At 45.2% G+C, this 20635-nt stretch carries 16 protein-coding genes and 2 pseudogenes; 16 read left to right on the top strand and 2 right to left on the bottom strand.

Translation table 11 applies throughout. The features are described from left to right. Positions 1–96: 96 nt before the first annotated feature. On the bottom strand, positions 97–1632 hold the full coding sequence (locus B2899_RS11970; protein ID WP_286886061.1) for a succinate CoA transferase: 1536 nt from the start codon (positions 1630–1632) through the stop codon (positions 97–99). Between the two features lie 333 nt (positions 1633–1965). Next, positions 1966–2682 (bottom strand): sulfite exporter TauE/SafE family protein, encoded by a 717-nt coding sequence (locus B2899_RS11965; protein ID WP_286886060.1) that lies wholly within the window; start codon positions 2680–2682, stop codon positions 1966–1968. Positions 2683–3102: 420 nt separating this feature from the next. Between B2899_RS11965 and B2899_RS11960 the strand changes: the two genes are divergently transcribed. The 16 genes and pseudogenes from B2899_RS11960 to B2899_RS11890 form a co-directional block, all read left to right on the top strand. Beyond that, entirely contained in the window at positions 3103–3762 is a 660-nt protein-coding gene (locus tag B2899_RS11960; protein WP_286886057.1) for a 4Fe-4S binding protein, read from the top strand. Beyond that, complete coding sequence (locus B2899_RS11955; protein ID WP_286886055.1) at positions 3762–5189, top strand: hypothetical protein; 1428 nt, start codon at positions 3762–3764, stop codon at positions 5187–5189. Before B2899_RS11960 ends, B2899_RS11955 begins: the two co-directional genes overlap by 1 nt. Positions 5190–5204: 15 nt before the next feature. Further along, positions 5205–6071 carry a hypothetical protein gene (locus B2899_RS11950; protein ID WP_286886053.1) on the top strand — a complete coding sequence of 289 codons (867 nt, stop codon included), beginning with the start codon at positions 5205–5207 and terminating at the stop codon, positions 6069–6071. After that, a complete protein-coding gene (locus B2899_RS11945; protein ID WP_286886051.1) occupies positions 6068–7021 on the top strand; it encodes a molybdopterin-binding protein in 954 nt (317 codons plus the stop codon). The genes B2899_RS11950 and B2899_RS11945 overlap by 4 nt, the downstream gene beginning before the upstream one ends. 32 nt (positions 7022–7053) lie before the next feature. Next, positions 7054–7839 (top strand): 2-keto-4-pentenoate hydratase, encoded by a 786-nt coding sequence (locus tag B2899_RS11940; protein WP_146808550.1) that lies wholly within the window; start codon positions 7054–7056, stop codon positions 7837–7839. Between the two features lie 28 nt (positions 7840–7867). Further along, positions 7868–8749: an acetaldehyde dehydrogenase (acetylating) gene (locus B2899_RS11935; RefSeq protein ID WP_146808549.1), complete on the top strand. Its 882-nt coding sequence runs from the start codon at positions 7868–7870 to the stop codon at positions 8747–8749. After that, positions 8746–9762, top strand: a complete 1017-nt coding sequence (gene dmpG / locus B2899_RS11930; protein ID WP_146808548.1) for a 4-hydroxy-2-oxovalerate aldolase — start codon at positions 8746–8748, stop codon at positions 9760–9762. The genes B2899_RS11935 and dmpG overlap by 4 nt, the downstream gene beginning before the upstream one ends. 76 nt (positions 9763–9838) lie before the next feature. After that, positions 9839–10657 (top strand): ATP-dependent sacrificial sulfur transferase LarE, encoded by an 819-nt coding sequence (gene larE / locus B2899_RS11925; protein ID WP_146808547.1) that lies wholly within the window; start codon positions 9839–9841, stop codon positions 10655–10657. Between the two features lie 95 nt (positions 10658–10752). Beyond that, positions 10753–12018: a benzoate/H(+) symporter BenE family transporter gene (locus tag B2899_RS11920; RefSeq protein ID WP_286886045.1), complete on the top strand. Its 1266-nt coding sequence runs from the start codon at positions 10753–10755 to the stop codon at positions 12016–12018. 291 nt (positions 12019–12309) lie between these two features. Then, the gene (locus B2899_RS11915; protein ID WP_286886043.1) at positions 12310–14112 is read left to right on the top strand and encodes a sigma-54 interaction domain-containing protein; all 1803 of its coding nucleotides are present in this window, start codon (positions 12310–12312) and stop codon (positions 14110–14112) included. 99 nt (positions 14113–14211) lie between these two features. Further along, on the top strand, positions 14212–14958 hold the full coding sequence (gene larB / locus B2899_RS11910) for a nickel pincer cofactor biosynthesis protein LarB (protein WP_146808543.1): 747 nt from the start codon (positions 14212–14214) through the stop codon (positions 14956–14958). Then, positions 14959–15762: pseudogene (locus B2899_RS11905) on the top strand (LarC family nickel insertion protein); the annotation flags it as partial. A 24-nt stretch (positions 15763–15786) separates the two neighbouring features. Beyond that, a pseudogene (locus B2899_RS18475) lies at positions 15787–15972 on the top strand (SDR family NAD(P)-dependent oxidoreductase); the annotation flags it as partial. 359 nt (positions 15973–16331) lie between these two features. Further along, positions 16332–17579, top strand: coding sequence for a YbfB/YjiJ family MFS transporter (locus tag B2899_RS11900; protein WP_286886038.1), 1248 nt, complete (start codon positions 16332–16334; stop codon positions 17577–17579). 83 nt (positions 17580–17662) lie between these two features. Continuing rightward, positions 17663–17851, top strand: a complete 189-nt coding sequence (locus B2899_RS11895; protein ID WP_146808540.1) for a hypothetical protein — start codon at positions 17663–17665, stop codon at positions 17849–17851. 109 nt (positions 17852–17960) lie between these two features. Then, the coding region (locus B2899_RS11890; protein WP_286886034.1) for a S8 family serine peptidase at positions 17961–20635 on the top strand (2675 nt) is incomplete at its 3' end.

Here is a 20635-nt window from a genome sequence, read left to right as displayed (position 1 = left end):
GCGAACGCCTTTTTCTTCCCCGGATCTCCTTTCCTCTTTCCCTCTCCTTCTTTCTTCACGCTCTTCACAGAAAAAAAGGGTTCGTTTGTTTGAATGTCAATGTACCGACATTTTGGCTTTCGGTTTCTCGGCTTTAATCATAGGCTCAAGCATAGTTCCGCTCTCTAAAAAGCGGGTATGCCAGGAAAATGCTTTTTCTATGACATGCGGTGTATAGCCGCCGCGCTGTAGCGCTTCATGAAAGTAATCATACAATTGGTTCCGATAAGAAGGATGGGCACAGTTTTTCATGATTTCTTCCGCACGTTCTCTTGGGCTGAGTCCCCTGAGGTCAGCAACGCCTTGCTCTGTAATAATAACCATAGTATCGTGTGCGGTATGGTCGATATGCGAGGCAAACGGCACGATGCTTGAAATACAGCCGTTTTTTGCGGTGGATTTTGTAACAAAAATGCTAATGCGCGCATTGCGCGTGAAATCTCCGGATCCACCAATGCCGTTCATCATCTTGCTGCCCATTACATGTGTAGAATTGACGTTGCCGTAAATATCGACTTCAAGCGCGGTATTTATTGTAATTAATCCAAGACGGCGAATGATTTCCGGATTGTTGGACATATCTTGGGGTCGCAAAACGATTTTTTCACGGTATTTCTCGAAATTCTGCAGGACTCTATTCATTTTTGCTTCCGATAAAGTCAGCGCGCCTCCGGAAGCGAAACGAACCTTACCTTCATCAATTAAATCAAATACGGAATCCTGGAGTACTTCGGAATATAACTGCAAATCACTAAATTCAGAACGTAAGAAGCCGTAGAAGACTGCATTGGCGACAGAGCCGACCCCGGACTGAAGCGGGGGGAGTTTCTTAGACAGGCGGCCCGCTTTGACTTCTTCTTGTAAAAAGTTCAATAGATGATCGGCAATGATAATTGTTTCTTTGTCAGGCTCTATAAGTTTTTTGGGTGTATCGGGCACGTTTGTCACGACAATGCCCTTGATACGGTCGAATTCAACAGGGATACCGGTACATCCGATGCGTTGATCGACAGATGTAAGAGGAATTGCCTGACGCCTACCAAAAGCAGGAATGTCGTAAATGTCATGTACGCCTTCTAGAGAAAGCGGCTGAGCGAGGTTTAATTCCACGATAACTTCTTTTGCATTTTTAATATAATTATGGGTGTTTCCGCAGGACGTAGTAGGAATGATGTTTCCGTCCTCCGTAATGGCAAGCGCTTCTACCACTGCAATGTCCACCTGCGGAATAGCATGTGTGTTTAGTGCATCACCTGTTTCTGACAGATGCTGGTCGATATAACGTATGTGTCCTTGATTGATTTCCTTGCGAAGAGTATCGTTAGACTGAAATGGAAGGCGAAGGTTCATGTATTCGGCCAGTACAGAATCGATATGAGGAGAAACGGAAGCGCCTGTATATACGTTAATTTTGAACGGCTTTCCTTCTTTATGCGCACGTTCGGCGATCGCAATAGGGAGTCGTTTAGGATCTCCTGAAGAAGTAAATCCACTGAATCCGATCGTCATGCCGTTTTGAATCCAGCTGGCAGCCTCTTTACTGGTAACAATTTTATTGAATAGCGCTTTATGTCGTAAACGGTTTGATAGCATTTTATTCACCTCATTCTGTTATATAATTATAATGGCATTTCGTTTTTCTGTATTAATACAATAACAGAATAAAGGAAGGATTGAGTGTTTTTTTCGATAAAACAGAAGTACTGAACATAAAGTAGATTTTTTAAGGAGGATCGTACATCTGCCGAGCTAAATCCCAAATGTCATCCCCATTATATGGGGACGGTATTTGGGATAATTTAGTGACAAACGTAACCAAAAATAAAATAACAAAAAGTGTTAAACCCTGAATTAAATGGATTTAATGCAATAGTACAGAACGTCATAAATGAAGCAAAAATAGATACAATAAAGAGCCAATCCACACTATTGTATCCAAAGTTTGAATAGCTCCTCTGTAATCCCTAAGTTATACATGTAATAGAATCCAAATGCTGTACTGATTACACCGGTAATTTGTGTAAGGGCTTTGTTAATCTTTATTTTTTTGGCACTAATTACAAACGGAATCCCGATCACTGTAGTAAATAGAAGCATACCGACAACAGTTCCAACGCCAAATACAAGAATATAAACAGCACCTTCCCAAACACTCTTAACCGTTGACATTGTTAACAGAGTCATTGCTGCACTTCCTGCTAGTCCATGTACTAAACCAACTAGCATTGATTTCATATAAAAAACATCTTTATGCTGGTGTTTATGCTCATGTTCGCTATCATATTTGTGAGAATGGAAATGATTATGTAATTCTCCATCATGCTCATGTTCATGAGTATGGATATTTTTAAAAGAAAGTATACTGGTGATCCCGAGATAAACCAGCATAATTCCAACCAAAAATTCTAAAGACATGGACCATTTCTCTGGTATTTCACCATTCATCAGAATAAGAACAAGACCAACAATAAACAATGTTGCAGTATGACCAATTCCCCAAAATACTCCCGCAAGAGATGAGCGCCATAATTTTTTACTCCCACTGGCAATAGTTGACACAGCAATTACATGATCGGGCTCAATCGCATGTTTAATTCCGAGAATAAATCCAAATGCTAGAGTTGATAACAAACTGATTTCCATGATTACACACCCCTAAATTAAATTTGTTTCATCATGCGCTCCTCATTATTATTTTGTTCCTCAACATACAGCTAACATACGCAAGCAAATACGATGCCAAACCGTATAGTATAAAAAAATCGGGATAATTGGAAACAACGTGTTTCTGAAGACAGCATAAAGTTTTCGGTTAATTGGAAACTTCATGGTTCTAATAGATTTCAATACGAATGATATTTAAATTAAGAACAGCTTGGAACCATAATGTTTCTATCTAAACGGAAACCATTTGCTGCTTTATGGAAATCATATGTTTCCATTGTGTTTGATTTTTCTGCAATCTACCATTTGGCGCGTTTTTTGCATAGAGAAGAATAATGATGTAGATATAATTTGCTACATTTGCTTGATAGGAAAATGTAGAGAAGGGAGTGAAAGCGATTGCGTTTAATTAATACGACTGCAATCATTATTAACGATAAGTGTACCGGGTGTAGGATTTGTTCCTTTGTCTGTCCGACATTAGCCATCACAATGGAGCCTGTTCCAGGTACGAAAAACAGAAAGCTGGCGGTGGTTGAGGAGGAATCGTGTACGGGTTGTACGGCCTGTGAACAGCGTTGTCCTTTTGATGCCATTCAAATGGAGAAGTTAACGGAACCCCGTTTTATCGGTGTGGATATCCAGCAATCGGATACCGAGCAGGTCCATCAACTATGTTATGATTCCCATTTGCATCCGGAGCAAGTCGTTTGCTATTGCACAGGTACCCGCGCGGAAGAAGTGGCGGCCGCGATCCTACAGGGAGCGGATACGCCGGACAAGATCTCCATGGCCACCGGATTGCGGACCGGCTGTACGGTAGAATGCCTTCAACCGGCCATGCGATTGCTAAAGACAGCGGGTGTGGAGCTGGAGTCGCCGAAAGGGCGGTATCAGTGGTATGGTCCAACCCCGACCATTTGGGATATTCCAGACCATGTCAAGGAGAAATATGCACAACGTGGTTTTTACTTTGACGCGGATATTGAATTTTTTGAGAAGATTCGCAAAGCTCCGTTGTCGAGCGAACAGAATTATACCGAAAGGGAGGAAGAATAATGCATCACCCACCGATTCAACCCCTTGCTCCCCGTCCTTCACGGTACGGGATTGATCCAAGTCTTGTAAAAAAGCGTTTTGCTGATTTGCCGGGTATGACATCTCTGTCGATCAAGGAACTGTTTCCTGACACGCCGGAGGTCATTTATCCTGGACCGGAAGGGATCCAAGCGGTTCGGCAAGCGGCGGAAGCGGCGCTGGAGAACGTGGATCTTTCGATGATTGAGCCGCATCACACAGTGAATGTGCTGGCCTCCCATCATGGGTTTACATTGCTTGGCGGAGAGCCTTATGCCGAATTGCTGCGCACGGTCTATGACGTAGTCAAGCAGCGCACCGGCGCGAAAGAAGTGCGTTTGCGTGCAGGGGTGGGACTTCGTTTCCGTGAGACGGAGGAGTACATCGTACGTTTTAATTTGAAAAAACATTTTGACTCTGCGAGAGGAATGGCCCCGATCGACGAAGGAATTCCGATCGAAACCGAGATCGGAACACTTTACGGTCTGAAGCGAACGTATGATGCAGACTGGATTATTCATGTGCATAACAGCGATGTCCGGGAGGTTCACTTTCATCGTCAGGTCGACCGTGCTGTGAAGCCATTTGGGATGTCTTATGCGCGGATAGAGACCCGGTCGACGTACCACCAGAATCTCGGTCCGCGGGGGGCGAATTTTACAGCCCGGGCGATTTTTGAATCCCCATTTGTACAGAGTAAATTTGTCGGTGCTGTCTTTTTAAACATGTCCCCTAGTGGTGTTCTCAGCGTGGAAGCGGACAACGATTTGTATCGTATTAACGATACCATTACCCTGGATGGACTGCGATATTACGGGAATATGTTCCAGTTGCTGGGTAAAATTGAAGATTGCATTGTCGGATTGGATTTTCCGTGTCCGGTTCCCTATGTATTTTCCGCCGGGGTCATTTACTGTAACTTTGTAGGTGCCAATGTGGATCTGTTTGACTTAGACGTCAAGCTGGCACCTTATACCTGGTATACGGAAGCTCTGTACGGAAAAGATGGAAAACCGCTGATTCCGGACATAAAACCGGTGAATCCGGCGATTAAGATGGTGGTGCATAATTACGCCTGGATCGGTTACCCGAGTGCGTTCTTCTCCCAGCAACTACCTACGATTGTTATAGGAAAAGAACAGGCAGACCTATTTGAACATGATCCGCAAAATCTGGAGTACATGAAGTACGCGATGATCGGCGAGAACCTGGAGGACGCGATGAAGTTTGCGTATCGGACAACCGGCACGGATAAGGTGATTGTGTTTGACGGTGCTGTAGGCGGAATAAATGTGAGCGAATCCCTGGCGGAGTACTTGTTGAAAGTCGCTCCTGAAGTTAGTGCAGAAGTAGATCAGATGTTAATGCCTAAGTGGTTGAAACAACGCGGGATACTGGTGAGTGCATAAGAGGAGAGGATAGTCATGATGACTCTAAAACCGGAGAATCGCCAGCAGGAACGTTTCGTCTTAGATATTCGCGACACGTTATTTTCTTCGATGGAAAACCGGCTGTTTACCGCTCAGGTGATTGCGACAGGCTGCGGTATGCTGGCCTGTGTCCAGCATGCAGCTACTTTACTGGAAGAGATTGATTGCGAACTATTGCATATCGTCGAAGACGGGACATTGGTACAACCAGGTGATGTTGTCATATCATTCCGGGGAAGAGCGAAGAACGTAGCGATCGCCGAAGATCTGGTCCTGGGAGCTATGATGGCCCCATCTGGCTATGCGACACGTGCCCATCAGATCCAATTGTTAGCAGGGACAGAATTAAAGGTGGTTTGCGGGGGATGGAAAAAGCTCCCACAGGCCAATAAGCCCGGCCTTCGAGCGGCACTGAAGGCTGCGGGAGTCGGAATGAGGATGGTAGAAGGTCCTTTCGTTTATATCGATAAAAATTATGTCCGTATGTTTGGGGGTGTAAGAAAAGCACTTGAAGCAGCTAAACAATTCCCTGACCATAAAACGGTGATTCAACTTCGCGGTGAATTGCAGCCCATTGCCCAGGAAACAAAGGAAGCTGTTTCCGGTAGAGCAAACGTCGTCATGGTTGATACGGGGAATTTGAAAGACCTCGACATTGTTTTGCAGACGTTGAACGACTTGGGGGCACGGCAGCGGACGAAGGTTGCCTTTGCCGGCGGAGTTAAAGAAGAGACTATCCTTTTGCTTCGTGAGCGACAGGTGGATATAGGGTGTGTCGGAGCAGCTATTTTGAATGCCCCTCTGCTTGATATGCGGGTCGACGTTATCGACAGCCAAATGAGCCAGGAGGGAGGTGGATGATGGAATACAGTCTTTTGAATAAAACGGAACTTCGCTTAACAGATATCTATTTGAATGACTGTGACCTGTCGCTTATCGCGGACACGGTAGCCAACGTTTTGCAGCTCCCGAGGGAAAAAGTTTTTGTAATCGATGTCCGTGATGATCATATCGCTTTGGACCTTCTTGTTCAATCGATGTCAGCGGATCAGTTTGTCGGAAAAAAAGAAAAACTGCTTCAGGCGGTAGGGACCCTTCCTGGCGTTCAGCTTGGGCCGGATGTTGATATACATTCTGAAGGTGTTCTTGGGATGATTGCCTTAAGCCCTTTGAAAGGAAAACAAGTCGTTGAGAAAACCATCCAGATGAGCGATGAGATGCAGAAACGGATTCGCCGGCGCGTAAAGGTATTTCCGACAGGTTTTGAAGTAGCGCAGGGGATGATTGAGGATACGAATACTCCTTTTCTTACGGAGCGTTTCACCGGGGCAGGGTTTAAGGTGCAGACTCATCGTCCGTTGGCAGATGACGTGGATGAAATAGCGGGTGCTTTGCGTCAGGCGATTGATTCCGGATTCGGATGGATTCTGACGACAGGTGGTGTCGGGGCGGAAGATAAGGACTGTACCGTAGAAGCCTTATTGAAGGTCTGTCCGGATGCAGCAACCCCTTATATTGTGAAATTTACTGCCGGTCATGGCAGGCATGTAAAGGAAGGAATTCGTATTGGTGTGGCCAAGGAAGGATTGAGCTATCTTATCACGCTTCCAGGGCCGAATGATGAAGTCCGGCTTTGTGCAGATATTCTGATGGCGAATATGGATTTGGAACCGGAAGCAGAGGAGCTTGCGGAACAGATTGCGGAATGCCTCAGAAACCGTTGGCTGCAGACGGTAGGAAGTCATCGTCACGCACATCATCACCATCATGGAGCCCATCATCATGGTGGGCATGGGAAAAAATCGCTTTAGTATTCGTTTATGAGAGAAAAGGGAGAGTTCTTATGAAGCCATTTATTGAACTAGCGGCAAAAGAATTATGGGAGGCGGAAAGAAACAATCAGCCGATCAGTCCTCTTACGGAAACCTATTCTGGCTTCACGGTAGAAGATGCTTATGCCGTTCAGCAACAGGTCAAGGCATGGAAGGTGGAAGCGGGTGCCCGGTTGATCGGTCGTAAGATTGGCCTCACCTCGAAAGCGATGCAAAATGCGCTGGGAGTCCCCGAACCCGATTTTGGTTCGCTGTATGACAATATGCTTCTACCGGAAGGAACCACGATCCCGTTTGAGCAGTTCCTTCAACCTAAGGTCGAAGCAGAATTGGCTTTTATTATGAAAGAAGATTTACAGGGACCGGGTGTCCATTTTCAGGATGTGATTCGAGCCACTTCTTTTATTGTACCGGCTTTTGAAATCATCGATAGCCGTGTCCGTGATTGGAAGATTAAGATTCAGGATACGATTGCCGATAATGCTTCGAGTGGAGCCCTCGTTCTGGGGAGCCGGGGCGTTTTTGTTGATGAGTTGAATTTGCGGTTAGTTGGTCTTGTATTGGAAAGTAACGGTCAAGTAGTGGATACGGCGGCAGGAGCTGCTGTACTGGGTCATCCGGCTGCGGCGGTAGCCTGGTTATGCAACAAGCTGGCTGAATTTGGAGAGGGGCTTCAGGCAGGGGATATTGTTCTTTCTGGTTCCTTCACTAAGGCATATGAAGTTAAGCCGGGAAGTGTATTTAGTGCCCATTTTGACCAAATCGGAACCGTTCAAATAGGTTTTGAATCGAAATAAGAGGATATGTTTAGGGAGGGAAACGAACATGAAACGATTAAAGACAGCTATCCTTGGGCCCGGTAACATTGGAACGGACCTCATGATGAAAGTCCTGGAAAGTAAGGAATTGGAACTGTGCATGATGGTCGGAGTCATTCCGGAATCCGACGGATTAAAAAGGGCCAAAGAGCGTGGGATTGAAACTTCCGCTGATGGAATCCAAGCTATTCTAGATAATCCGGAAATTGAACTTGTCTTTGACTGTACAGGGGCAAAATACCATCTAGAACATGCCCCGCTGCTTCGTGAAGCGGGGATTCAAGCGATCGATTTGACGCCAGCAGCTGTTGGGCCTTATGTGGTTCCATCTGTCAATATCAATGTGAACCTGGATAGCCCGAATATTAACCTCGTTACCTGTGGCGGACAGGCGACGATTCCGATTGTAGCAAAAATCAATGAAGTGGCTGACGTGGAGTACGCAGAAATTGTGGCTACGATTTCAAGTAAATCAGCAGGACCTGGAACCCGCCAAAACATTGATGAATTTACCCAAACAACCGCACGGGCCATTGCTCAGGTTGGAGGAGCAGATCGTGCGAAAGCATTGATCGTGCTTAATCCTGCCGAACCACCGATTATGATGCGTAATACGATTTATACCAGGGTAAAAAATCCGGATCAAAAGGCGATTGAACAAGCAGTAGAGGCCATCGTTAAAGAAGTGCAGACGTACGTTCCTGGTTACCGCTTGAAGGTTCCGCCCATTGTAGATGGAGATAAGGTAACAACCATGATCGAAGTGGAAGGAGCAGGAGCGTATCTTCCTAAGTATTCCGGAAACCTGGATATCATCACAGCTGCCGCCGTTGGAGTGGCTCAAAGAATTGCAGTACATAAGTCGCATAAGGAGGTCTCTGAAGTATGACTCAGAAAATAACCATTACAGATTCAACGCTTCGGGATGGAATGCATACGGTAAGCCACCAGTTTTCGCCTGCCGATATGGCTGAAATTGCGCGTGCACTGGATCAGGCCGGGATGGATCTGATTGAAATCGGCCATGGAGATGGTTTAGCTGGTTCCTCCTATCAATATGGCTTCAGCAGCGCTTCGGATACAGATTATTTAAAAGCAGTTTGTGATGTGGTGAAGCAGGCAAAGGTGACTGTCCTTCTGTTGCCGGGAATCGGTACGAAAAAGGACTTGCAGGCAGCTGCTGAAATCGGGGCGAAAGCCGTTCGTGTGGCTACCCATGTGACAGAGGCGGACATTTCTGAACAGCACATTAAAATAGCGAAAGAATTAGGATTGTTTACAGTCGGGTTCTTGATGATGGCTCATATGGAAGAACCGGAAAAAATTGTTGAGCAAGCCAGGAAAATGGAAAGCTACGGGGCAGACGTGGTTTATGTAACGGATTCTGCTGGTGCTTTATTGCCGGATGGTGTTCGGGCACGTGTTTCTGCCCTGCGTAATGCCGTGAATATTCCCATCGGATTCCATGCACACAACAACCTGGGTGTAGCCGTTGGAAATACATTAGCTGCACTTGCCGAAGGAGCTACCTTTGTTGATGGAAGTTTACGCGGAATGGGTGCTGGTGCAGGGAATGCCCAAACCGAGGTCATGGTAGCAGCCCTTAACAAGCAGGGCTACCTAACCAATTGTGACTTATCGAAGCTGATTCGTGCGGCTGAGGATATCGTAGCACCGAAGATGTCCCGTCCGCAGATTATCGACAGCGTGGCGTTGATTCTCGGCTATGCCGGTGTGTACAGCAGCTTCTTTTTACATGCTAAACGTGCTGCGGAACGCTTCGGCGTGGATGCCCTTACCATACTTGAAGAACTGGGCAAAAGACGGATCGTTGGGGGACAAGAAGATCAGATTATCGATGTCGCCTATGAATTAAGCCAAAAACAGGCTTTGGTACGCTAACACCATCTGACTAACTTTTAATATACAGACAGCCTGGTTATCGCAAAAAGCTTAAGTCAAACGGAGGTTATAAACTATGGAAACAGCACGACTAAAGTATGAACAGCTGCTTGAAAAACTTCGTGGGTTTCGTCGTGTCGTTGTTGCGTTTTCAGGTGGTGTGGACAGTACCTTTTTGCTTAAAGCAGCAGTTGAAGCCCTGGGAAGTGAACAGGTGTTAGCAATTACGGCTGATTCGGAGACTTATCCGGAGCGGGAACGCAAAGAAGCCATCGCACTTGCACGTGAGATCGGCAGTCCGCATTTGGTGATTGAGACCAGTGAACTGAACATACCCGGATACGCTGAAAACCCTATTAACCGGTGCTATTATTGCAAACAGGAGCTTTTCAGTCACTTGATCCCGATCGCCCAGGAACAAGGGTATGATCACGTGGTGTTTGGTGCGATTGCAGATGATCTTGGAGAACATCGCCCCGGACTACAGGCGGCCATAGAGAATGGAGTTCGGGCACCGCTCCAAGAAGTGGGATTGACGAAGATGGAAATTCGTGATTTATCTCGGGAATTGGGTCTAAGAACATGGGAAAAACCATCGTTTGCATGCCTTTCCTCACGCATACCTTATGGTGAGATGATCACACAGGAAAAGTTAACTATGGTAGACCGAGCAGAATCATTCTTAATGGACATCGGCTTTCGTCAGGTACGGGTACGTCAGCATGACAAAATGGCCCGCATCGAAGTTTCTCCACATGAAATAGAAAAGTTGGTCCGTTTCTCCGATATGGTTGTAGAGAAGCTGAAAGATATCGGATATACGTATGTCTGCGTGGATCTACAGGGCTATCGCTCCGGAAGTTTGAATGAAACGTTACAGGCGGTTCAAGTATAAAATGAAGGGGGAATTCCGGGGGATTAAAGAGTCTCTTATTCCCCGGACCTGTTATAAGGATAAATCTTATGAAGCGAATTGGAGGAGCTATTATTATGCCGATTGAACCGGGAACTAATGTTAGAAAAAATATGCGGGATTTTTTTCTTCATTTATCTCCTGCGAGGGCTGGAACCGGATTTGTTGCGGCTATGTTCAGCATTATGGGTCCGGCCTTAATCGTAATGAACGCGGCTAAGGAAGGAAATGTTCCCTTAGAGCAGGCGATTTCATGGCTTTTCATTATCTATGTTACAGGCGGGGTATTTACGATTATTCTATCCCTGCGGTATCGTCTGCCGATTGTAACCGCTTACACCATTCCGGGTGCAGTTCTGATAGGAAGTGCTCTAAAACATATCCCCTTTAATGAGGCGATAGGGGCATTTATGATTACTGGCGCCGTTGTAACCATTCTTGGGGTATCAGGTTTAATTAAAAAGGCCGTCGAGTTTTTGCCCCTTCCGGTTATGTTGGGAATGATTGCCGGAGTTATTCTTTCTTTTGGTCTTAACGTCATTAAATCCGTAGTGGAAGAGCCGGCTGTTGGCGGTAGCGCTTTTGCCGTGTTTTTTCTCTTCATGGCCATGAAAAAAATTTCCAAGTGGATTCCTCCTATTCTTGGGGCCATGCTGGTGGGAGGTTTCGTTGCTACATGGATGGGCAAAACAAACTGGAGTGCCCTTGGGTTTTCTCTTGCCACTCCCATTATGGTAAAGCCGGAGTTCAGTTTTCAGGCGTTTTTCGAACTTACCCTTCCATTGATCGTTTTAGTGATTGGTGTTCAGAATATTCAAGCGATCGGGGTTCTTTATGCTGTAGGTTATAAGCCTCCCGTTAATGCGATATTTACCGTGCCGGGAATTGGCACATTATTGAATTCCCTGTTTGGAGGACATCCCTGTGTTATTGCTGGCCCTAGTACAGCGATCTGTTCCAGTGATTCTGCTGGTGAAAACAAAGATTTGAGGTATATAGCTTCCGTTGTGGATGGACTATTGTGGATTTCCTTTGGACTCATGGCGGGGATGGCTATTGTAGCGGCAACCATTGTACCCAAACAGTTACTCGCAGTGCTAGGTGGACTGGCCATGTTTGGGGTGTTCCTTACAACTTTTTCACAAGCATTTTCAGGAAAATTTAGATCAGGAGCCATGGTCTCATTTCTTATTTCGGCCGCTAATGTAACTGTGTTAAAGGTTGGAGCTCCGTTCTGGGCTTTGATTGTGGGATTTATTGTCACGCTTTTGCTAGACCGTGATGATTACACTTTGATTAAGAATAGATCAGATAGGGAAGACGAGGAGCAAATCGCTGTATAACAATAATGCCCGGGTGTTTGTTAAAAAACGGTTAGATTATCCTTCAAGGTAATTTAAACATTCGAAAAACTATGTTAAGAGTAAATATTTTTTCATTGAAGGAAATGTATCCATATGTTAGATTGTTATGTACGAACGGGGCTTTTTCGAGCTTATGGCAACGCTTACTTATTACCCGACTAAAAGGCAGGATGTAATGATATGTTTCTTAATTTTTAAACTAAAACTACATAAGCAGTTTTAGAATTAATAAGTAGGTGTAAGGGTCTTTGGAGTAAAGGAGGAATCGTAATGCTCCTGTCAGAATTTGTACGAAGTCCGAAATATACTGTCGATCTCAACCTGTTACAGAGCGATTCACAGCGAGTGATCTCGGAAATGAAAGCCTTATCTTTGTTGGAAGCTCCTGTTTCAAATGAAGGGAGATGGGCAGGTATCTTTCGAGTTTTCCCGTCTGTTCAGGTTTTTCCTTCTGGATCGACGGTACAATTTACGGAATTTGGCGTCTGGATGGATGACGCTCCATACCTTTACGCGGACACAGAAATCAAAGAATGGCAGTTTTTAACGGATCACAATATTATCGGTGTGGTTAATAAAGAAGAAGAGTTTCTAGGAGTTATCTATGTTGCTGATTTGCAACGGGAGATTCATAGCATGTACAAGAAAGCTTCAGAACGCAATAGAGAAATGGATGCGATTATTGATAATGCCTATGATGGCATTTTGATTGCTGATGCTCTTGGATATGTGACACGGGTAAATCCATCATTTTGCCGGTTGACCGGTGTCAACGAACAATCCTTTGTCGGTGTACACTTGACAGAGTTAGTGAAACAAGGAATTTTTAAGGAGCCATCGGTCACCTGGCAATCGTTACAGGAGCGTAGAGAGGTGTCTGGCCTTCAAAGGTATCCCACCGGGCAGGAACATCTGGTAACCTCTGTTCCGATTTTTGACCAAGCTGGAAAAATACAGGGTGTGGTAGCTAATGTCCGGGACATGTCGGAGCTATCGCGTTTACGGGAAGAATTGGCAGAAGTTCAAGATCAAAGCCAGCTTTATAAAACCGAGTTATCAAACCTTCGTAAGCGGGTGTTTTTTGACGAAATTGTGGCCGTTTCTCCACAGATGAGAAATGTGAGGGAATTGGCTGAACGTGTTGCGAATTTTGATTCTACCGTTCTCGTATTGGGAGAATCAGGTGTTGGGAAAGAAGTGATTGCGTCTTTGATTCATAAGGCCAGTGCCCGTTCACAAGGCCCTTTTGTAAAAATTAATTGTGGGGCCCTCTCGGAGGAATTGCTTGAGTCTGAATTATTTGGATATGAATCGGGTGCGTTCACTGGGGCGAGAAAGGCTGGTAAGATCGGACTGTTTGAAGCAGCAGAAGGGGGCTGTATCTTTCTTGATGAGATTGGTGAAATGTCTCCTGCGCTTCAAGTTAAAGTGCTTCGCGTTCTCCAGGAACAAGAGTTTACCCGTGTTGGCGGTGTTGAACCGATTCAGGTCAATTGCCGTATAATTGCAGCTACACACCGGAATCTAAAGGAGCAGATTCGAAAAGGTCTTTTTCGTGAAGATTTGTATTACCGATTGTATGTGGTTCCACTCCACATTCCTCCCTTACGTGAAAGGAAGGAAGATATTCCTGCCATGTTACAGTATTTTTTAAATAAATATAACCAAAAATACGGTACACAAAAGACCATTCATCCTGTTGTAATTCAACTTCTGCAACATTATTCTTGGCCAGGCAATGTAAGGCAATTATCAAATCTGATCGAACGTATGGTTGTAACCATTCCTGAAACCGTTATTTGTGAGCACCATTTACCCGAAGACTTTTTTAACTTGGAAAACTCATCTGAGGATTCATCCCTAGATGTTTTGAAAAAAACAGGAAATAGACATATCTCAATAAAGACGAAAGTGCCCAACAAGAGCTTAAATGCGTTTAATGAGATGGAACGGGACATAATCATCCAGTCTCTTTCCCGCTTTGGATCTATAAGGAAAGTTGCACAAGCTCTTGGAGTTTCCCACACAGCTATTATAAAAAAAATGAAAAAGTACGGGATTGAGAAAAATTAGCAAATTTTATTTTTCTTTCAATCATTATTATTGCAATGAAATTAATGAAGGGTTCGGGAAATAAACACATACCTAATCCGGAAAAGTGAGGATGCAGATATGAGTCTAAAGGATATATTACGTCGTGTACGAAACGGTGAGCTATCGGTTGAGGACGCGGAAGCGGAGATCTGTGGGTTCGAGGATTTGGGATTCAGCAAAGTTGACTATGCGCGGGAAGCACGAACGGGGTATCCGGAAGTCATTTTCGGAATGGGAAAGACAGCCGAGCAGGTACAACTGATTTTTTCCAGGCTCTACGCAAAACATGGAAAGAGTATGGTCACCAGAGCAAATGAGGAAATGTATGAGCTGGTGCGACAGATTGCTCCGGATGCTGTTTATGACCCGATATCACGTATGTTAACCGTCGGAGGAGGAGAACAGCGGTTTCCGGGAACAGTAGCGGTACTTTCTGCAGGAACGGCTGATCTACCTGTAGCAGAGGAGGCAGCTAAAACGGCTGAGTGGATGGGAAATGTTGTTGATCGGATCTACGATGTGGGCGTGGCGGGCATTGATCGATTGCTCGCACAACGGGAGCGGATTCGAAAAGCTAGTGTAGTCATTGTCGTTGCCGGTATGGAAGGTGCATTGGCAAGCGTTGTTGGCGGTTTGGTTCGCCGTCCGGTAATTGCTGTTCCGACCAGTGTTGGATACGGTGCACATTTCTCAGGATTGACACCGCTGCTTTCCATGCTCACATCCTGTGCATCAGGTGTGATGGTGGTGAATATCGATAACGGTTTTGGAGCAGGGGTTTCCGCTTCGATTATCCAACAAGCGATTTTAGAAGGAGGAAAGTAAATGAGGACGCTATATTTGGATTGCGTCTCCGGTATTAGCGGTGATATGTTGCTGGCAGCGCTCGTAGACCTCGGTGCCGACCTGGAGTATGTAAAACGTGAATTGATGAAACTACCAGTTGATGAGTTTGATTTATGGGTAGAAACCGTGGATAAGCGAGGAATTGCGGCAAAAAAGCTGCATATTCGTCTGCCGCAAACTGCTGCCCATCACCATACTCACGCTCACGATCATGCACACAGTCACGATCATGATCATTCACACAGCCACGCTCACGATCATGCACACAGTCATGATCATCATCATGATGGCATCTATGAGCATTTACATGAGCATCGCAAGGCAGCCGAAATTATGGAGATGATTCGGGAAAGCGATTTGCCAGAGCGGGTAAAATCGCGCGGTTTATGCATTTTTGAAGCCATTGCTTTAGCTGAGGGCAAGATTCATGGGATTGACCCCATGGAAGTGCATTTTCATGAAGTCGGTGCGATGGATTCAATCATCGACACCATCGGGATATGTCTGGCCCTGGAGGATCTCGATGTCGATAAAATACAGGCGTCGCCGGTTCCCACTGGATACGGAAAATTGAAAATGGCTCACGGACTTTATCCTATTCCTGCACCGGCTACGGCGGAGTTGCTTAAGGGAATCCCTTTAGCGCCTTCGCATTCGCATGGTGAACTGACAACTCCCACAGGGGCGGGGATTCTTAAGGCTTTAGTGACGCGATTCGGACCGCTTGAAAACATTACTGTGGAACAGATCGGATATGGAGCCGGAACAAAAAATTTCGAGGTACCCAACGTAATCCGGGTTTTACTCGGCCAAACAAATGAACCCGGAACAGGAAAAGTTTCCGTTGGAGAAGAACTGGCCGGGGGAGAGATTCCACGCGAAGATGTAGCTGCTACAATCGTGGCCGTACTCAATGAGGAACATACATTTAAACGCGGATTTGATCTTATTTCCGGTGAAACCCCCATTGCCGATGCGCTAAAAACAATATAAATTATCCCTTAACCTATTTTTGAAAATATGGGCAAACGGCATAGACAGAGATTGATTTTTTTGAATTTTCAAGGATAATGGAAACAAAGGGATACGGTTCCATGCCGGATGCAAGGGATATCACAAATACGAAGATACTTTTGAATGGTTAAGCGTATAACAGCTAAAAATCTTCGATATCTGAAAAACCAGTTGGACGTACACAACTGGTTTTCTTATGCTCAGATAGCATCTTTACGTTTTGTTATCGTCATAAAATTCGCTCGTTTGTAAGCTTACAACACCGTCGTTCTCTAAAGGTCACGTACTTCACTTCTAATTTATAGATAATTCTAAATTTTATTTAAGAGGGTGGATTGATGGGTCAGGAGCAGCAAATTTGGAGGTATGCCTTCGCGAGTGCGATGGTGACGATTAGTACTCTCGGCTTTGGCAGGATGTCTTATGGGATTCTAATGCCCTTTATAAAGGAGAGTTTATCACTTACCTACGAACAGGCAGGGTTGTTGGGCACATCAACTTCGATCGGGTATTTGGGGATGGTGTTCTTTGTCGGTATTTTCGCTACGAAATGGGGCTCGAAGCGGCTGGTAATTCTGGGGACGTTACTTGTGGCCTGCGGGTTGCTGTATTTGTCCTGGATTACAAGTTATCTTACCTGTCTGGCAGGTATGGTGCTTATCGGTATCGGTACGGCTCTTACGTATACCCCGTTGGTTAATATTGTCGTTGGATGGTTTCCGCAGCAAAGAGGGATGATGATAGGATTTCTCGCTAGTGGAATAGGAATAGGGACGCTGATCTCAAGCTCGCTCATACCACTGTTTACCACTTGGTTTTCTATCAGCGGCTGGCGATACCTCTGGCTTTTATTCGGGCTGATTTCTTTGCTATCTGCCCTTGTTGCCCAGATAATCCTTCGAGATCCGCCAATACCTTTATGCCGAACGGCGAAGAAAGATGATTCTCTTCTTCGCGGGGTGTACTTACATAAAGGAGTATTGTTGGTAGCCATCATCTATGGATTCATTGGCTTTGCGTATTTAATTCCACAGAACTTCCTTTTTAGTTTTATTTTAGAAGCCCGTATTGATCGGTATTCAGCCGGTCAAATAATGGCCTTGGGAGGTTTTATGTCCATTTTTAGTGGGCCATTGTGGGGAACTATTTCAGACAAGATTGGGCGAAAGAAGTCCCTGCTTATCACGCTTTTCTTAGGGGCGATTGCGATGCTGATTCCCATCATATTCCCCGTACGCTTCGGGTTTTTGATCAGCCAGTTCCTCTGGGGGATTACGATTGTAGGGATGCTTTCTCTCATTCAGGCTAGCTCGACAGAGCAGATTCATCCATCTTATGCGCCCATTGCCTTAGGATATGTAACGGTATACTTTGCTGTAGGACAACTGCTTGGACCGGGGCTTGGCGGCTGGATGATCGACCATTTTGGGGGAATTCCTTCGGCATTACTGCTTTGTGATGGGCTTCTGCTCCTGGCTTTTCTGTTATCCACGCAATTAAACAAAGAAGTAGCGAAAGAACGGATGATTCTCAAGAGGGTTCATGATTCTTCAGAAAGTGAAGAATTAAAATTAAATAAATATTGACAAAAAAAGAAGAAAAATATACATTATTGATATTGATTATCATATTCATCTTGTTCATACAAAGTAAAGCAGAGGTGAAAAAAGTGAAGGTTACGAATGAAATCGTGTTGAAAAAAATCGAAGAATTGTATAAAAGCCTTTTTCAGCATGATGGATTCGGCGAATTACGGGTGGAAATGAAGATTTTAAAAAGGGGACAAAAAGAGGTTATTATTCATTGCGGCAAACAGTATCGTTATGTGGTGGACACTGCTTCGGTATCAACGATGTGAATACAATTGAAGGTCGGTTCTGTGGGTGAACTCTTCTTAAAAACTTATTTTTTAAGAAGAGTTTTTTGTTTTAAAAAGAGAGAATTACGCTTTTTGAGGAGAGGTGTATATGTTAAAAAAGAAAAACTGGCACAGGTTTGTCGGCTCGCTGTTGAGCTTTGTCTTTGTTTTTACCATGCTTTTCCCCTTAGGAACAGGGCAAGCCTTAGAGGCAGAGAGTGTCCTGGAGACAACAGCCGCTTCCGATGAAGAGAATCGTCTTGCAGATGGAGAAGAAACGACTTCCGCTGATAGTATTATCGTAGATCCGATGGAACCAGGGGAGCTTAATCCTGAAATAATCGCTTCAGAGAAAGAGAGTCCAGGTGAAATTATTGTTAAATATAAAAAAGGAAAAGAGGAGCAGGCAAAGTCTACCCTTGCTGTGATGGGAATAGAGGAAGTAGAGCAATCAGACAGCGGAATAAGTCTATATACCCTGCAACCCGGGGAAGATATGGCGCAAGTAATAGAGGAGCTGGAACAAAATCCTGCTGTTGAATATGCGGAGCCTAACCAGGAATATACGGTGTTTTCCGATATATCCGGTCAGGAGGCAATTACAGATGAGTATTTCGATCAGCAGTGGGCGCTGAAAAACATAAAGGCAGAAGAAGCCTGGGAAAAAGTGAAGGAGCTATCGGGCACTGTGAAGGTTGCTGTTATTGACACAGGCGTAGACGATAGCCATCCGGATCTAGAAGACCGTGTATTGCAGGGGAAAAACTTCGCTGAAAGAAAGTCGGATGGTACGTTATATCCGGAGAATCGCGACAGTAAGGATGATCATGGACACGGTACCCAGGTAGCCGGTATCATTAGTGCTCTCTATAACAATCAAAAAGGAATAGCAGGGGCTGCCGGATTGGCTGATGTTAAGATATATCCTGTTAAGGTTATGCATGATAAAGGAGCCGGAAGCACGTTTGATATTGCCAACGGAATTCAATATGCTGCCGACCAGGGTGTTGATATCATCAATTTGAGTTTGGGTGGAAAATATAGCCAGGCGATTGAGCAGGCAGTCAAGTATGCCCAGAACAAAGGAATACTTGTCGTCGCCGCTGCAGGAAATTCGGCTACCAATGTAGATGCTGTATACCCGGCGGCGCTGCCCGATGTGGTAACGGTAGGCGCCATCACACAGGATAAAGATAAAATCGCCGATTTTTCCAACCAGGGAAGCGCCCTTGATGTCGTAGCACCGGGAGTAGATATCATTACTACGACGATAAAAGAAAAAGGGACGCTGGGTGATGAAAGCAAAGGATACTATGCGAAAGTAAGCGGTACATCTTTTGCCGCACCTTATGCAGCAGCGGTAGCGGCGCTATATAAGCTACAGAACCCGGGAGCGGCTGCTTCGGATATCGCTTACGCAATGACGGCGGCAGCTACCGATTTAGGTACGGCCGGACGTGATAACACATACGGGTACGGTAAGCTGAATGCGGCGAAAACACTTGATCCGCTCACAGATCCCGAGCAGCGGCCCGCTATTGAAATTCTCGAACCGGCAAAAAATGGTCATGTTATGGGAGAGGTATCCATTCAAGCACGGGTTTCCGGCGAAACTATCAATACGGTACGTTTTTACCTCGACGAAGTGAATGAAGAGAAATTAATTGCGCTTGTTAATAAGCAGGGAGAACAGACGCTTTATAATACGACATGGGATACGAAAAAAATTGCCGACGGTTCACACACGGTATGGGCGGTTGCATCGAATGGAGAGACGGAAATCGGACGTACAAGCGTGCCTGTCATCGTAAATAACAGCCCGACAAACGGTCTCATGCTGAATGTGCTTGACCCTGAGGGGAACAGAGCTCCGGGAGCGAAAGTAAGCATCTATACAAAAGTGCCTGTTGCACAGGAAGGAACTCCGGTACCTTCTTCTGCCACTGCTCCCTATACGTATAAGTTATTATGGTCTGGCAGCACAGATAGTTTGGGAGTCGTACGAGTGCCGGGAACGATTGTGACGGATTTAACGACGGTATCGATCGTCGTATACGGCGGCTTTGATTATGCGGATGCAGCACAAGGAAATACGGTATTTTTATATAATCAGACAGTCGAAGGCCCCGGAGTCTTTACGATCAGGGGAGAAGAAACGGTTCCGGTTACACTTAACACGCTTGGCGAAAATCAAAAGAAGCTGGAAAATACAAAGTATTTTGCAACCCTAATCGACGATAACGGTATAACCGTTGGAACGACCACGGCTCTAAATGAAGAAGATTCCGCTATTTCAACGGTTTTCATGAATAAGGGAAAATATAATTTGTTTGCCTACAATAAAGCAGCGGAGGCTACGTACTTCTTACATGAACGGGCAAAACAAATTTCACAAGCAACTACCATCGTATTCGACGGATCAAAAGCAGGTGAAGTCGGTTTAGCGCCAGGCAATGATGAGAATAAAATTGTGAATGGTATCCTTTACATGTTTAGTGAAGGAACGGAAGAAACCATCGGGATTAATGACGAAGCCCTTGTCGGTAGGAAGCTGCGGGTTACACCGGGATCTTATGATTTTTGGGCTGATGTTGAAGTCAAAGACCCGGCAGGCGGGCAAAACTGGATTTATGTATTCGGTACCGGTGAAACCGGGGAGAGATTGGTGGAGATTCCGGCAAACGGCAAGGTTTCAATACCTGTAGGCGGAACGCTTGCTCTCACAGAATTTGCTCCGGATGTGGAAGAGTTGAAAAATCAACTGAAAAAGGCGGGGAAAGAGTA

The sequence above is a fragment of the Aneurinibacillus sp. UBA3580 genome, assembly GCF_002375825.1.
In the GTDB taxonomy this organism is placed as follows: Bacteria; Bacillota; Bacilli; order Aneurinibacillales; family Aneurinibacillaceae; genus Aneurinibacillus; species Aneurinibacillus danicus.
This window is presented reverse-complemented; position numbering and strand designations above follow the sequence as displayed.